The sequence below is a fragment of the Bacillus sp. FJAT-22090 genome (genome assembly GCF_001278755.1).
Lineage (GTDB): Bacteria > Bacillota > Bacilli > Bacillales_A > Planococcaceae > Psychrobacillus.
Map to the genome: position 1 here is coordinate 629607 of NZ_CP012601.1, position 15759 is coordinate 645365.

At 35.1% G+C, this 15759-nt stretch carries 15 protein-coding genes; 14 read left to right on the plus strand and 1 reads right to left on the minus strand.

Features of this window, described 5'->3' with window-relative positions:
- Positions 1 to 28: 28 nt before the first annotated feature.
- The 9 genes from AM499_RS03190 (at position 29) to recO (ending at position 8320) form a co-directional block, all read left to right on the plus strand.
- On the plus strand, positions 29 to 268 hold the full coding sequence (locus AM499_RS03190) for a hypothetical protein (RefSeq protein WP_053588841.1): 240 nt from the start codon (positions 29 to 31) through the stop codon (positions 266 to 268).
- Positions 268 to 1374: a sporulation protein YqfD gene (locus AM499_RS03195; RefSeq protein WP_053588842.1), complete on the plus strand. Its 1107-nt coding sequence runs from the start codon at positions 268 to 270 to the stop codon at positions 1372 to 1374. The genes AM499_RS03190 and AM499_RS03195 overlap by 1 nt, the downstream gene beginning before the upstream one ends.
- The gene (locus AM499_RS03200) at positions 1371 to 2330 is read left to right on the plus strand and encodes a PhoH family protein (RefSeq protein WP_053588843.1); all 960 of its coding nucleotides are present in this window, start codon (positions 1371 to 1373) and stop codon (positions 2328 to 2330) included. The genes AM499_RS03195 and AM499_RS03200 overlap by 4 nt, the downstream gene beginning before the upstream one ends.
- An 869-nt stretch (positions 2331 to 3199) precedes the next feature.
- The gene (locus tag AM499_RS03205) at positions 3200 to 5311 is read left to right on the plus strand and encodes an HD family phosphohydrolase (protein WP_053588844.1); all 2112 of its coding nucleotides are present in this window, start codon (positions 3200 to 3202) and stop codon (positions 5309 to 5311) included.
- Between the two features lie 19 nt (positions 5312 to 5330).
- Complete coding sequence (ybeY, locus tag AM499_RS03210) at positions 5331 to 5816, plus strand: rRNA maturation RNase YbeY (RefSeq protein WP_053588845.1); 486 nt, start codon at positions 5331 to 5333, stop codon at positions 5814 to 5816.
- Positions 5803 to 6168 (plus strand): diacylglycerol kinase family protein, encoded by a 366-nt coding sequence (locus AM499_RS03215; protein WP_053588846.1) that lies wholly within the window; start codon positions 5803 to 5805, stop codon positions 6166 to 6168. Before ybeY ends, AM499_RS03215 begins: the two co-directional genes overlap by 14 nt.
- 10 nt (positions 6169 to 6178) lie before the next feature.
- On the plus strand, positions 6179 to 6589 hold the full coding sequence (locus AM499_RS03220) for a cytidine deaminase (RefSeq protein ID WP_053588847.1): 411 nt from the start codon (positions 6179 to 6181) through the stop codon (positions 6587 to 6589).
- Positions 6573 to 7493: a GTPase Era gene (gene era / locus AM499_RS03225; protein WP_053588848.1), complete on the plus strand. Its 921-nt coding sequence runs from the start codon at positions 6573 to 6575 to the stop codon at positions 7491 to 7493. The genes AM499_RS03220 and era overlap by 17 nt, the downstream gene beginning before the upstream one ends.
- 44 nt (positions 7494 to 7537) lie before the next feature.
- A complete protein-coding gene (recO, locus tag AM499_RS03230; RefSeq protein ID WP_053588849.1) occupies positions 7538 to 8320 on the plus strand; it encodes a DNA repair protein RecO in 783 nt (260 codons plus the stop codon).
- Positions 8321 to 8582: 262 nt separating this feature from the next.
- Here recO and AM499_RS03235 read toward each other — a convergent pair whose 3' ends face one another.
- Positions 8583 to 9965 (minus strand): glycine--tRNA ligase, encoded by a 1383-nt coding sequence (locus AM499_RS03235; protein WP_053588850.1) that lies wholly within the window; start codon positions 9963 to 9965, stop codon positions 8583 to 8585.
- A gap of 324 nt (positions 9966 to 10289) precedes the next feature.
- Here AM499_RS03235 and AM499_RS03240 point away from each other — a divergent pair, with 324 nt between their 5' ends.
- From AM499_RS03240 to AM499_RS03260, 5 genes are all read left to right on the plus strand, one after another.
- Entirely contained in the window at positions 10290 to 10928 is a 639-nt protein-coding gene (locus AM499_RS03240) for a transcriptional regulator CcpN (RefSeq protein ID WP_053588851.1), read from the plus strand.
- 11 nt (positions 10929 to 10939) lie between these two features.
- Positions 10940 to 11749 carry a pyruvate, water dikinase regulatory protein gene (locus AM499_RS03245; RefSeq protein WP_053588852.1) on the plus strand — a complete coding sequence of 270 codons (810 nt, stop codon included), beginning with the start codon at positions 10940 to 10942 and terminating at the stop codon, positions 11747 to 11749.
- Positions 11750 to 11973: 224 nt separating this feature from the next.
- The gene (gene dnaG, locus AM499_RS03250; protein ID WP_053588853.1) at positions 11974 to 13806 is read left to right on the plus strand and encodes a DNA primase; all 1833 of its coding nucleotides are present in this window, start codon (positions 11974 to 11976) and stop codon (positions 13804 to 13806) included.
- Between the two features lie 26 nt (positions 13807 to 13832).
- The gene (gene rpoD, locus AM499_RS03255) at positions 13833 to 14960 is read left to right on the plus strand and encodes an RNA polymerase sigma factor RpoD (RefSeq protein WP_053588854.1); all 1128 of its coding nucleotides are present in this window, start codon (positions 13833 to 13835) and stop codon (positions 14958 to 14960) included.
- 91 nt (positions 14961 to 15051) lie between these two features.
- The gene (locus AM499_RS03260; RefSeq protein WP_053588855.1) at positions 15052 to 15615 is read left to right on the plus strand and encodes a hypothetical protein; all 564 of its coding nucleotides are present in this window, start codon (positions 15052 to 15054) and stop codon (positions 15613 to 15615) included.
- The last annotated feature ends 144 nt before the right edge of the window (positions 15616 to 15759 follow it).

Here is a 15759-nt window from a genome sequence, read left to right on the forward strand (position 1 = left end):
GCATAAAATCATGTAAAGGGGTGTTTTTTTGAAAAAATTATTTCCACTCCATGCGAGTATTATGATGGAAGATTTCAGTGAGATTACGTTAGATAATGAATTTACCATCCTCCGTTTAAAAGAAAATAATTTAGTCTGTGCATACGATGATTTCCTTTTAGAAATTCAAGCCACTACTTTAAAGATAAAGTCAATATCAATGGAGCGACTATGTTTGCAAGTAGAAGATCTTAGTCATTTCAAAATTACGAGGAAGGAAAAAATGTAATGCAGCAGCTAATTCAAGTAAGGATGCCGATTAAAGTAGATCAGCATCTATTATTTCAACGATTATTTTCAGTTAATATTGTCGTGTATCAGGTCTACAGTACAGAAAAGTACTTTTATTTTTCTATTCGAAGAAAGGACTTACCAGTTTTTCGTAAAGTAAGGAGGTCATTAAAGCTTCCTGTTTATTTAGTAGATGAAAGAAAAAAAGGAATCATTCAACCATATGCTATCTCAATAGTAGGCGTGATCATATTTTTATTGATTCCTGTTATACTTGCGCAATTCATTTGGACTATACAAATTGAATCTGAATCTCCAGAAAACAATGTACTGATTTATGAAGAATTAAAGGAAATAAGCATTAAAGAAAGAATGCTTGCTTCTAAAATACCATCGGAGCAAGAGATTAGGCAAAAACTATTACTAAAACATAAAGAATACTCTTGGGTGCATTTTACAAAATCAGGATCAAAATTAACTGTAACGCCGATGTTAGCACCAACTCAGACAGAGCGTGTTATTAAAGATGCTCCCTCTATCCATTTAATAGCAAAAAGAAGTGGTGTCGTAACTGATTTTGAGCTAATAAAAGGGGTAAGGGCAATAGAAAAAAATGTTAGTGTAAAAAAAGGAGACATTTTAGTTAATGGTTTTGTAACACAGGGAGATAAAAGAATTATTACTAGTGCAGAAGGTAAGGTATTTGCAAGTTATTGGATTGAGCTTGAATTTGAATTACCAAAACAAGTAAGTATCGTTAAACCCAGTGAGCGAAAGCTAGTAATACAAAAAAAGAGTGAGAAAAAAACGACCTTTTGGAAAGAGGTTGTTCTACCTAAACCTTTACAAAAATATTTGGAAGTAGGTTATGTGCAACTTTCGGAAGAAAATAAGTTTTTATTGGATGAACAATCGATGGAAAAATTAATACGCCCATTACTTTATCAAAAGATAATTAACGAGCTACCTGCCGATACTCAAATATTGGAGGATAAAATTTTACAGGTGACCATTCAAAATGATAAAGTAAAAGGGAAAGTATTATTTTTGATAAATGAAAATATTGCGATTCCACAAGTAATACCCCAAGGAGACGAAGCATGAGCGAAATTACACAATTAGATCTTATTTTAAAAGACCCAACTGAAGCTGTAATGCTTCTAGGTATATCAGATAAAAATGTAAAGCTTATTGAAGAAGAACTGAAAGTACAATTGATTACTCGAGGGGAAACAATTCGTATTGTTGGTGAAGAAAAAAATGTAGATGAAGCAAAAAAGTTAATGGAGCAACTTTTATCAGTCATTCATAAAGGTATTAATATTAACTTGCGTGACGTTTCTTCTGCGATTGAAATGAGTATGAATGGAACTATTGAATATTTTTCTGGCTTGTATGATGAAGAAATCGCTAGAAATACAAAAGGAAAAGCAATTCGGGCAAAAACTATTGGTCAGCGAGAATATATACAAGGTATTCGAAAATTTGATTTGGCATTTGGAATTGGACCGGCAGGTACTGGTAAAACTTATTTGGCTGTTGTAATGGCTACACAAGCTTTAAAAAATGCGCACGTCAAAAAAATCATTTTAACACGTCCTGCAGTGGAAGCCGGTGAAAGTTTAGGATTTCTACCGGGAGATTTAAAAGAGAAGGTAGACCCTTATTTAAGACCGTTATACGATGCGTTACATGATGTTCTTGGAATGGAACAAACGGAACGTTTAATCGAGCGTGGAACGATTGAAATAGCGCCTCTTGCATATATGAGAGGAAGAACCCTTGATGATGCATTTGTGATTCTAGATGAAGCTCAAAATACAACTAAAGCGCAAATGAAAATGTTTTTAACACGCCTTGGATTTGGTTCTAAAATGGTTATCACTGGAGACAAAACCCAAATTGATTTACCTAGAGGGGCAGAATCAGGATTGATCATTGCAGAGAAAATTTTAAGTAATGTTTCAGGTATTCATTTTCAGTATTTGGAACAAGGGGATGTCGTCCGTCATCCATTAGTTGCAAAAATAATACAAGCATACGAAGAACAGCAGCCATAATAGTTGCTTCAGACTGTGGACAAACACGAATATTTTCGTGTTTGACTACAGTCTTTTTTTTACAATAATTATAGTTGATTTCACTACGGGCGGACGCTTTCCTCGGGCGGTCCGTGAGCCTCCTCAGGCCAATACGATGTTGGTCACGAAGGCGTTGCCACACGAGGTGGCATTCTTAGCCTTCGTTCCTTTGTTAGCTCCTGTGGGGTCTCACCTGGACACGCTGTTCCCGCTGGAGTCGTCGCCCTCCGTTTCAATCAACAGATGGCTTCCTATTTATCAAAGAATAGGAGCAAGAGCATTTCGTGTTAATACTGCAGGCTGCCATTAATTCTTAAATATTTTTTCATTTAAAAGATATATAGATATATAATTTCTTTCAGATTGAAGAAAAGGCAGTAAACTAAGTGTTCTCTTTCATTGTATTTTTTGTGTCATCATTTTCTATTACCTCAAGATTATTCTTACTGAGTATATAGAAATAATTAGATAGCATTTTATTGGTTTGGAAAAGCGTCCGCTCGGCGCTCGCCCGCGGAAAGCGAGCGGTAAGCTTCGGAAAACCTAAACATTCTATATAAAATAAATTTGAGTTTGTCTACAGACTGATTGATATATCATATCTTTGATTTTCAGATCTGCCGGACGATTTCCGCGCGGTTTCTTGAACCTACTCATCGCAAGCTCCTGCGAGGTCTTACATGAACACGCTGTTCCCGCTGGATTCAGCGTCCTTCGTTTAATCAACCAAATGCTAACAATTAATCTATTGGTTCACTTTCCATAATGCTTAAATTTGGAATTATTTTTAAAACATACAATAAATAAGGTATAATGAATGTACCATTTAGAAGGGTGATGAATATGTTATGAATTCAATTTTATTAAAAATGAAGGAATGGAGTAATTATAAGCATCTCCCATTAGTTATTATTTTTATTACGGCTATAATTATGTTTTTTTTATTGATTGGCAATGTGAAGGAAAATACATATGATATTAAAGAGTTTCAGTTATCTCCAGAAACTATTCGTGCAGTTAAAACGATAGAAGATACCGTTAAAACAGAAGAGGAACGTGATAGGGTAGCAGCAGAGATTCAACCATATTATCAATTTCAAGAAGAAACTGCAGACAACCAAGCTGCCATCATCAGTTCCATATTTGATAGTGTCATTGAAATCAAAAAAGAAGTGATTCCTGAGGGAGAAGTAGAAAATAGAACAAGCCAGCTAGAAAAATTGAAAAAGGAAATAGATAAAATTGTTGATAATGCAAGTATGGTGCAGTTAAATGATGAGGCATTAACAACTTTATTGGGCCAAAGTCCAGCAGTTCTTGAAAAATCAAGTGAAACCATTAGCACCCTTGTGAAGGATATGTTGGATCAACCAGTTCGATTAGAAAACGTTTCTGATAAGAAAAAAGAAATAGAAGATCAAGTAAGGGTCTCATTAAAATATTCAAATAACTATATGAATGTTTTGTCATCGATGGCTCGGTCAAGTATTGTAGAAACTGAGATTGAAAATGAAGAACAAACAGAAATTCGCATTGAGCAGGCAAAAGCTAGTGTTGAACCGATTAGAATTTTACAAGGTCAAATTCTTGTACAAAAAGGAGAAATAATAGATAGAGAAGTTTATAGGCAAATAAAATTACTAGGAATGTTAACAAACAAATCCTCATACAAACCAATTATTGGTGTGGCATTATTTGTCATTTTGACTATGTGGGTTTTGTATGTTCAAACTGTAAATAGAAAAGAAAAAACGAAAGAAAATTCAAAATCGTTATTAGTTGTTTTGTTTAGTTTACTTATTTCCATATTAATGATGAAAGTATTGCAGTTTGTTGCCTATAATTTTGATGTTGTCATTGCATTTATTTTTCCGACAGCAATTGTATCTATGTTAGTCTACCTACTTGTAAATGAACGAATGGCTTTTATATCTACTATCATAATAGCTGCATATGCTGGATTCATATTTCAAGAGGGGTATACAAATGTATTTCAAATGGAAGTATCCTTGTATATTTTATTTGGTGGAATAGCAGGCATTTTTGCGTTACAAAGAATGAGCAACAATTCACAAATCTTACGTTCAAGTCTAATCGTTGCCTCGGTTAACTTAATTTTTATTCTCTTTTACTTGCTCATGACTAAAACGACGTATGGGATAGGAGATTTACTCTTTTATTTCGGAGCTGCTATATTATCAGGTATACTATCTGGGGCATTAACAATAGGGATATTACCTTTTTTTGAATCCTTATTTGGTATTCTATCAACTATGAAGTTAATTGAACTATCTAATCCGAACCATCCACTACTAAAGAAAATTTTAACCGAAACACCTGGAACCTATCATCATAGTGTAATGGTTGCCAATTTAGCAGATGCGGCATGTGAAGCTATAGGGGCAAATGGTTTACTAGCAAGAGTAAGTTGTTATTATCATGATATTGGTAAGACAAAAAGACCAGGTTTTTTTATAGAAAATCAAATCAACGGCTATAATCCGCATGATAATTTACCCCCTGAGGCAAGTCGTGATATTATTATTGCACACGCTATAGATGGGGCAAATATTTTACGAAAGCATAAGATGCCGAAAGAAATTATTGATGTTGCAGAGCAACACCATGGGACAAGTCTTCTAAAATTCTTTTATTATAAAGCAAAAGAACAAAATGATAAGGTAAGCGAAGAAGATTTCAGGTATTCAGGCCCAAAACCACAAACAAAGGAAAATGCTATTATTTCCGTTGCAGATAGTGTAGAAGCGGCAGTCCGGTCTATGAAAGAGCCCAACTCAGATAAAATACAGGCATTAATACAATCTATTGTTAAAGATAAGTTACAAGATGGACAATTTGATGAATGTGATTTATCTTTGCGTGAGATTAAGAAAATGGAAGAAAGCTTTTGTACAACTTTGAATGGAATATTCCATTCACGAATAGAATATCCAAAATAAAAACTAAGGTGGAACGACTATGCTAGAACTCGATTTAATGGATGAGACAAATACATTATCAGAACAAACAGTCGAATTGGTTGAAAAGGTATTGCAATTTGCGGCTGATCAGCAGGCTGTAAAGACTGGAAGCGAAGTAAGTGTAACGTTTGTAACGAACGATGCTATTCAAGAAATTAATCGTACGTACAGAGATAAAGATGTACCTACCGACGTTATATCATTTGCGATGGAGGAAATGGGTGAAGGAGAGATAGAGATAAAAAATGCCGATATTCCTACTCTTTTAGGTGATATAATTATTTCAGTAGAACGTGCAAGTGAACAGGCTGCTTCCTACGGACATACATTTGAGAGAGAACTATGTTTTCTAGCGGTCCATGGTTTTTTACATATACTTGGATACGATCATGGTACAAGAGAGGAAGAACAAGAAATGTTTGGCTTACAGGAAACGATACTACAGGCTTTTGGATTGAAACGTGAAGGCCATGGACAGTCGTAAATTTATAAAATCATTTATATATGCTTCCAATGGAATTTTACATGTTTTAAAAAGTGAACAAAATTTTCGATTTCATTTATTTGCTGCAATCGTAGTATTTATAGTAAGTATAACAACTGGATTATCTAAAAATGAATGGATAATCATAATTATGTTAATTTGTGGCATGTTCATGGTAGAATTATTAAACGCTTCAATCGAACGAGTTGTCGATTTAGCATCACCAGCCTATCATGAACTTGCAAAACAAGCGAAAGACTTAGCTGCAGGTGCATGCCTAGTTTACGCTGTTTGTAGTGCAGTTGTCGGGTTGATGATATTTGTCCCTAAGTGGTGGGGAATACTATTCTAGAGGTGAAAGAATGAATAAAGAAATGTTAATGGAAGCTTCTAAAGCTGCAAGAGAAAAAGCGTATGTACCATATTCGAAGTTTCCGGTTGGAGCAGCGCTTTTAACAGTAGATGGTGAAGTAATTCATGGCTGTAATATTGAAAATGCATCGTTCGGTCTAACAAACTGCGCAGAAAGAACAGCTGTATTCAAAGCTGTTTCTGAAGGAAAGAAAAAATTTGCCGCTATTGCAGTGGTAGCGGATACCGAAGGCCCTGTATCACCATGTGGTGCATGCAGACAAGTACTGGTGGAATTCTGTGAAAGAGATATGCCTGTATATTTAACAAATTTAAATGGACATGTGCTTGAAACAACGGTTGCAGAACTATTACCGGGTGCATTTACAACGGAGGACATGGAATATGGAGCAAAACAATAAAGGCTACAAATCAGGGTTTATCTCAATTATTGGAAGACCAAATGTAGGTAAATCAACATTTTTAAATAGAGTAATCGGCCAAAAGATCGCTATTATGAGTGATAAGCCTCAAACTACTCGAAACAAGGTACAGGGTGTATTGACGTTAGATGAAAGTCAGATGATTTTTATTGATACGCCAGGAATTCATAAGCCAAAACACAAACTTGGAGATTTTATGTTGAAAGTCGCCAAAAATACGCTACGTGAAGTAGATGTGATCATGTTTATGGTAAATGCAACGGAACCAATTGGAAAAGGCGATGAATTTATTATTGAAATGCTAGAAAATAATGAAACGCCGGTTTTTCTAGTTATCAATAAGATTGACCAAGTTCATCCAGACGAATTAATTTCAATTATTGAATCGTATAAAGATAAATACAACTTTGCAGAGATTATTCCAATCTCCGCCTTACAAGGAAATAATGTAGAAAGACTACTTGAAACGGTTCAAAAATATTTACCTGAAGGTCCTCAATATTATCCGGCGGACCAAGTGACGGATCATCCAGAACGGTTTATTATTTCAGAATTAATTCGAGAAAAGGTCCTGCATTTAACTAGGGAAGAGATTCCGCATTCTATTGCAGTAGTTATCGATAAAATAAAAAAAGAAGAAGATACCGAGAAAGACATGATTCGCGTAATGGCAACGATAATCGTGGAAAGAGATTCGCAAAAAGGGATTGTCATTGGGAAAAAAGGAGCCTTACTCAAAGAAGTTGGAACCAGAGCACGTCACGATATTGAAATGCTACTAGGTACAAAAGTATTCTTAGAACTATGGGTAAAGGTACAAAAAGATTGGCGTAATAAATCTACTCATTTAAGAGATTATGGCTTTAGAGAAGATGAGTATTGATTTTATCAAATTAATCTTATAAGCACAGAAGGAAGGGAAGACAATTGCTCCAAAAAGTTGAAGGGATTGTCTTAAGATCTTCTTCTTATGGAGAGTCTGACAAAATCGTCACAATTTTTTCTCGAGAGCTTGGAAAAAGAGCAGCACTTGCTCGTGGAGCTAAAAAGCCTACTAGTCGTTTAGCGTCCGTTTCTCAACCCTTTACATATGCTTATTTTCTAGTACAGCAGGGTAGGGGAATGGGAACTCTTCAACAGGGAGAAATTATCGATTCGATGAGAGCCATAAGAGAAGACATTTTTACTACTGCTTATGCTAGCTTTATAATGGAATTAGTGGATAAATTAATCGATGATGAGTCACCAAAACCACGACTTTTTGACATGTTACAGCAGGCATTACAAGCCATTTCTGACGAGTATGATCCAGAAGCAATTAGTTTATTTGTGGAATGGAAGATGTTGCCGATAGCTGGTATATATCCCGTTTTACATCAATGTGCAAATTGTGGCGCAACGGATGGGGAATTTTCCTTTTCATTTCAACAAATAGGTTTTTTATGTCATCGTTGTTTTTCCATCGATCCTTATATTATCAGACTGACGCCCTCACAAGTGAAGCTAATCCGTACTTTTTATACAGTACCAATTGATCAAGTCGGGAAGCTTTCGCTTAAAAAAGAGACCAAGGGATTTATAAAAAAAATTGTACGCACTATATATAGTGAGCAGGTAGGCATCCGATTAAAGTCACAGGCCTTCTTGGACCAAATGGAAAAGACACCTGAATTTTATACACCAAAAAAAGATCCAAGTGAGGAAGAATAAATCTTCTTCACTTGGATTTTCTATTGATCCGTATTTTTACGATGAATGAAATTCAAAAATCAACTTGTCAATAAAAGAATATTTTTTCTCTTGTACAATGCTGATTTTCGATCCTGGTAGAAGCTCATGACTGTCCCGATTTTTCGACTGGATCCGTCGTTCTTCGTATTAAACCTAAAAAGCCCTACTAAAGAGTAGGGCTTTTAGTAACTATATTCTTTGCGTGTGGTAATTTTATACTTTTCAAAAATGTTCTTTATACTTAGAATTGTAGTTGTTTTTCTATATATGATTGAACTTCTGCAATAGGCATTCTTGTTTGTTCCATTGAGTCGCGGTGACGAACAGTAACTTGACCATCTGTTTCAGAATCGAAATCATATGTGATACAGAATGGTGTTCCGATTTCATCTTGGCGGCGGTAACGTTTACCGATTGATTGAGATTCATCATAATCTACCATGAAGTGTTTACTTAATTCTGAGAATAAGGAAGTAGCTCCCTCAGACAATTTTTTAGATAATGGTAAAACCGCTGCTTTAATTGGAGCTAAAGCAGGATGGAATCGTAAAACAGTACGAGTATCATCACCTTCTAATTGCTCCTCATCAAATGCTTCGCATAAGAACGCAAGTGTTACACGGTCTGCTCCTAAAGATGGTTCGATACAATATGGAACATATCGTTCATTCGTGATTGGATCAATATAGTTAAAATCTTCTCCAGAATGCTCCATATGCTGTTTTAAATCGAAGTCTGTTCTATCAGCGATTCCCCAAAGCTCACCCCAACCAAATGGGAATTTATATTCGATATCAGTAGTCGCGTTAGAGTAGTGAGAAAGTTCGTCTTCAGAGTGGTCTCTTAAACGAATGCTGTCTTCAGCCACACCTAAATTTAATAACCAATCACGGCAGTAGTTACGCCAAAACTCAAACCATTCCATATCTTCACCAGGTTTACAGAAGAATTCTAATTCCATTTGTTCAAATTCTCTCGTACGGAAAGTGAAGTTACCAGGTGTAATTTCGTTACGGAAACTTTTACCTACTTGTGCGATACCGAAAGGCATTTTTTTACGCATAGAACGCTGCACGTTTTTGTAATTTACAAAAATACCTTGTGCTGTTTCTGGACGTAAATAGATTTCATTTGTAGATGATTCCGTCACACCTTGGAACGTTTTGAACATTAAGTTGAATTGACGGATTTCAGTATAGTCGAAAGCGCCACATGTTGGACAAACAATCTCGTGTTCCTTCATGATTTCTCCCATTTTTTCAAAAGATAGGCCGTCTACAACCATTTCGATTCCTTTTTTATCAAGTGCATCTTCAATAATTTTATCTACGCGATGACGTGATTTACATTTTTTACAGTCAATCATCGGGTCATTAAAGTTACCAATATGACCTGAAGCTACCCAAGTTTTTGGATTCATTAATATAGCTGCATCTAATCCTACATTGTAAGGTGATTCTTGGACAAATTTCTTCCACCAAGCTTTTTTAATGTTGTTTTTAAGCTCAACACCGAGTGGACCGTAATCCCAAGTGTTTGCAAGTCCACCGTAAATTTCTGATCCGGGAAATACAAACCCTCTTTGCTTAGCTAAGCTTACTACTTCTTCCATTGAAAATGCCATTTCATAACCTCCATTTTTCTTAATGCTTTTTTGGTGTAAATGCAAAAAAACTCGTCTCCGGGCCATTATAGCCCGGGGACGAGTTTTATACCCGCGGTTCCACCCCGATTGATTGTAATTACAATCCTCTTTAAAAGCATAAGCTCCAAGCTGCCTTTTCCTGTATTGTGGACTTTCACCATCACCACTCGCTATCTCTACAGTACTTATAATGCTCTTCAACGCTTTATTATTTGTTGATATTGTAACATGAGCCAGTTTTCTTCGCAATAAAAGACATTATCGTATATAATTAATAAGTATTAAGTATAACACTTTGAGGCGGTGAGTCCAATCGAACTCAACAAACGGCAAAACGAGATTTTGGACATTGTAAAAGGAAACGGCCCCATTACAGGTGAACAAATTGCAGAAAGACTTCATTTAACTCGGTCTACATTAAGACCGGACCTTGCAATTTTAACGATGGCAGGCTTTCTAGATGCTCGTCCGCGAGTTGGTTATTTTTACTCAGGTAAGAAAACAAGTCAAGCTATATCCGATAATATTGCACAAATGCTTGTAAAGGATTTTCAATCCATACCAGTCGTAGTAGAAGAGAGCATGACGGTATATGATGCGATATGTCATATGTTTTTAGAAGATGTAGGTTCCCTATTCGTAGTAGATAAAAATTCACTTTTATCTGGGGTACTCTCTAGAAAAGATTTTCTACGAACGAGTATAGGAAATCAGGATTTAAATAAAATTCCGGTACATATGATTATGACAAGAATGCCAAATATTACGTACTGCTTAAAAGAAGACACGATTATAGATGTAGCAAAAAAATTGATGAGCAGACAAATTGATTCTTTACCTGTAATAAGAGAAAGAAAAGATGGTTTAGAGGTAGTTGGAAGAATTACGAAGACGAATATCACGCGTGCTTTCCTATCATTAGCCGATGACCATGATCTGTGAGGGGGAAAACTATGAAAATGCTTAACCTATTTATTATCTCAGATTCTATTGGAGAAACTGGTGAATTAGTTGCGAAAGCTGCAGTTAGCCAATTTAGGCCTGGCCTTCAACATACAAAGTTGAAAAGATTTACTCATATTGATTCATTGGATCATATTAAAGAAATTACTGAACTTGCAAAAGAACAAGATGCGATAATTTTATATACGCTTGTTCAAAAAGAGATGCGTGATGCATTGATACAATATTGTAATGAGTATCAACTCGACTCAGTTGATTTAATTGGCCCTGTTATTCAATTACTGGAAAAAAACCTGAACGAAAAACCTTTTGAAGAGCCAGGGTTAGTTAGGAAACTAGATGAGGACTACTTTAAAAAAATTGAAGCTATTGAGTTTGCAGTGAAGTACGACGATGGAAGAGACCCGAGAGGCTTATTACAAGCAGATATAGTTTTGATAGGCGTTTCAAGAACTTCTAAAACACCTTTATCTCAATATCTAGCACATAAAAGATACAAAGTGGCAAATGTTCCGCTAGTTCCTGAAGTAGAGCCACCAGAAGAATTATTTTTAGTTGATCCAAATAAATGCTTTGGTTTGGTAATTACACCTGAGAAGTTAAATACCATTCGAAAAGAAAGATTAATCGCAATTGGTTTAAATGATGATGCTAGTTATGCTAAAATAGAACGTATAAATGAAGAAATAAAACATTTTGAGAAGATTGTTAAAAAAATAGGCTGCAGAGTGATTGATGTTACGAATAGAGCTGTAGAAGAAACAGCAAATGAAGTCATTAATCATACTCAACAAAAATAAATTATAAGAAATAAAACCGATTCACGTTTTGTGAAAAGGTTTTTTTGTATTGTCTATCGAATAAAGTAATAGATAAATATGAATAATTGTTTTATAATTGTTATTTGTGGAAAAAAGAATTAATTCTCTATGAAACTTTTTTTATGAATTATTTTGTCGATTCTTGCAGGAATTTTATTGATTCTCTCGAATTAAGTTAAATAGCAAGTAAAGATGGTGAAATAATGACAAATCGTATAGAAGAAGAGATTATCGAACAAGTTAGGAATAACAATGATATTGTCGATGTAGTAAGCGAATATGTTCAGCTTACGAAAAGAGGGAGAAACTATTTTGGGTTATGTCCTTTTCATGGCGAACAAACACCATCTTTCTCTGTAACACAGGAAAAACAAATATTTCACTGTTTTGGATGTGGTGCAGGTGGTAATGTTATAACTTTTGTAATGGATATCGAAAATCTATCGTTCCAGGATGCAGTAAGTAAACTCGGAAGTCGAATTGGATTAACGATAGAAGAAAGTTCCTCTGATAGTTCAGAAGTAAAAGCCCCAGTCTCAAAAGAAGTAACAATTATGAAAAAAGCACATGAGTTTGCAAGTGATTATTTTCATCATTTATTACTTCATACCGTGGAAGGGGAAGATGCATTAAATTACCTAGAGGAAAGAGGGTTTTCAAAGGAAATCATTGAAAAGTACAAAATTGGCTGGTCCCTTACAAGTTGGGATGCTCTTACTACGCTTTTAGAACGTAAAGGTATGGATTTACAAGAAATTGAGAAAACTGGGCTCATTATCCGAAAAGAAAATGAACTAAAGTATTTTGATCGTTTTCGAGGGAGAATTATGTTTCCAGTGTTTGATGAAGGTGGTAATGTTATTGCTTTCTCTGGGAGAGTTCTTCATAAATCAGAAAATGAAGCAAAATATTTAAATAGTCCTGAGTCTCCCATATTTCAAAAAAGCCAAGTACTTTATAATTTAGATAAAGCCAGACTAGATATAAGAAAGCAGCGCAATGTTATTGTCTTTGAAGGATTTTTAGATGTTATAGCTGCATCAAAAGCGGGTATAACTAATGGTGTTGCAACAATGGGTACTGCTTTGACGTCACAACATATATTAAAGCTAAATAGATTAACATCCAATGTGACGCTTTGTTATGACGGCGACAAAGCTGGTATGGAGGCAGCTAAAAGAGCAGCATCTGCTTTACAAGCTCAAAATATTCAAACGGAAGTCGCAATAATTCCTGATGCTATGGATCCAGACGATTATATTAAAAACTATGGGGAAGAAGCATTCAGAACGAAAATTATAGAAAAACCGCATTCCTACTTATCTTTTATGATGATTGTCTCCAAAAGAGACAAGAACTTTAATAATGAAAATGATACTTTGCAGTATATTCAAGAAATTTTGGAAATACTGAGTGAAAGAAATTCTTCTGTAGAACGTGATTTATATATTCGACAGCTTTCGCAGGAAACGAACGTTTCTGAGGAAGCAATTTATCAACATCTTAGAAAACTACAAGGTAATAAAGCAAAGCAATCGAAAGATCAACATCCTGTATCTCTTCAAGTGAATCCAGAGATGAAGAAAAAGAAAAAAACTTTATCAGCGGATGAACGAGCGGAAAGAATTTTACTTTCCCATATGCTTCATAATTCACAAGTACTTGATATTGCTCGAAGTATAAATGGTGAGCAATGCTTCATTCGAGATGTGTATGAGGCTGCTTATGTAAGGTTAACAGGATTTTATGAAGATTATCCAGAAGGAGATTTTCAACGATTTTTAGAAGTAATAAATGATGCAGATATTAGAAATATAGTTATGGAAGCAGCGCTCTCAGAACGTGATCCAGATCATGAAAAAGAGGAAGTCATGGACTGTTTGCGCCATATTAGAAAATACCGGGTAGAGCAGCAAATAGAACAAAAGCTACACGAAGCAAAAGAAGCAGAGAAAATGACTGATATGGTCAAGGCTCTACAACTTGCTCAGGAAGCTATCCAGTTAAAAAAATCATTAGCGGCTTTTGAGAAATAAACCGGTAGCAAAAGGAGGAAATTCTTATGGCGGACAAGTCTGAACGTACAAAAGAAACTGAAATTGAAATCTCATTAGAAGAAGCAAAAAAACAACTAATTGAATTAGGTAAAAAAAATGGTGAATTAACCTATCATGATATCGCTGAGAAGCTCGCTCACTTCGAATTAGAATCCGATCAAATTGAAGAATTTATAGATGATTTGGAAGGAAAAGAAATTGAGCTTAGTCGTAAAGACGGAGATGAAGAAGATTTAGATCGTTTGATGAAGGGGAAAGAAGAAGAAACTTTCGACTTAAACGATTTAAGTGTTCCTCCTGGTGTTAAAATCAATGACCCAGTACGTATGTACTTAAAAGAAATTGGTCGTGTGGATCTACTTAAAGCATCAGAGGAAATAGCACTTGCTGAACGTATCGAGCAAGGAGATGAAGAAGCTAGAAAACGTCTAGCGGAAGCAAACCTTCGACTGGTTGTTAGTATTGCTAAACGTTATGTTGGACGAGGGATGCTATTCTTAGATTTAATCCAAGAAGGAAATATGGGTCTTATTAAAGCAGTAGAAAAATTTGACCATAGAAAAGGATTCAAATTTAGTACGTATGCTACTTGGTGGATTAGACAAGCAATTACACGTGCAATAGCAGACCAAGCAAGAACAATTCGTATTCCAGTGCATATGGTGGAAACGATCAATAAGTTGATTCGAGTACAACGTCAATTACTGCAAGATTTGGGACGTGAACCATCTCCAGAAGAAATAGGAGAAGAAATGGATTTACCTCCAGAAAAAGTCCGAGAAATATTAAAAATTGCACAAGAACCGGTTTCCTTAGAAACTCCTATTGGGGAAGAGGATGATTCACATTTAGGTGATTTTATTGAGGATGCAGATGCTCAATCTCCTTCGGATCATGCAGCGTATGAACTATTAAAAGAGCAATTAGAAGACGTATTAGATACGCTGACAGACAGAGAAGAAAATGTTCTACGTTTACGTTTTGGGCTAGACGATGGCCGTACGAGAACATTGGAGGAAGTAGGGAAAGTATTTGGCGTTACGAGAGAGCGTATTCGTCAAATTGAAGCGAAAGCATTACGAAAACTACGCCATCCATCTAGAAGCAAGCGTCTAAAAGATTTCTTAGAATAATTTAAAGACATCCTTATATAAAGGATGTCTTTTTTTCTAGGCTTTGACAATGTTATAATAGAAATAATTGCATGTGAAATGAGGCCGAATAATGTCACTTCAACGTAAGCAAATAATTTTGAATGAAATAGCATTTTGGAAACAAAATAAACTGCTTCCTGAACATTATTGCGACTTCCTAACTGCCCTATATGCACAAGGGGAAGATGGAGAATCGGAAGTAAAGGAGAAATCAACTAAAGCAGTACTAGCAAAAGAAAAAGGTAAGAGACGACTAGCTTATTCCACTTTAGCTATAATTACTTTTATTTTAATAGTTTCTTTAACATTGTTTACGACATTAGCATTTATCCCTATTATTCTAGCAGGCATTGTTATAGTTTCTTTTTTATACATAGGTTTTAAATTAGCGAAAAACAAATCTATTATGACACCGATATTAATGGTTTGCTCTGCTCTTTTATTGTTAGGTGCCTCTTTTAAAGTATGGGATGTCTATTTTGTTGAATATCCTTCAGTATTAATAGGCTTAATCATTGGTAATTGTTTGATTTGGCTTTTTTCTGGTTTGCTGCTTAAACTAGTGTATTTTAGCATTTCTGGAGTAATAGGAATTGCATTTATATTGTTTTATATGTTTCGATATTATTTTTAGTATTTACAATGTCAGCTGGTATGTTAAACCAGCCGGCATTTTTTTATGAATAATAAATATGTCATACTATTATTGTCGGTCTTGCAGTTGTATTGATTCATAGTCTATTTATGTAAAAGTATAAAACCTTAAGAAATCTACTGT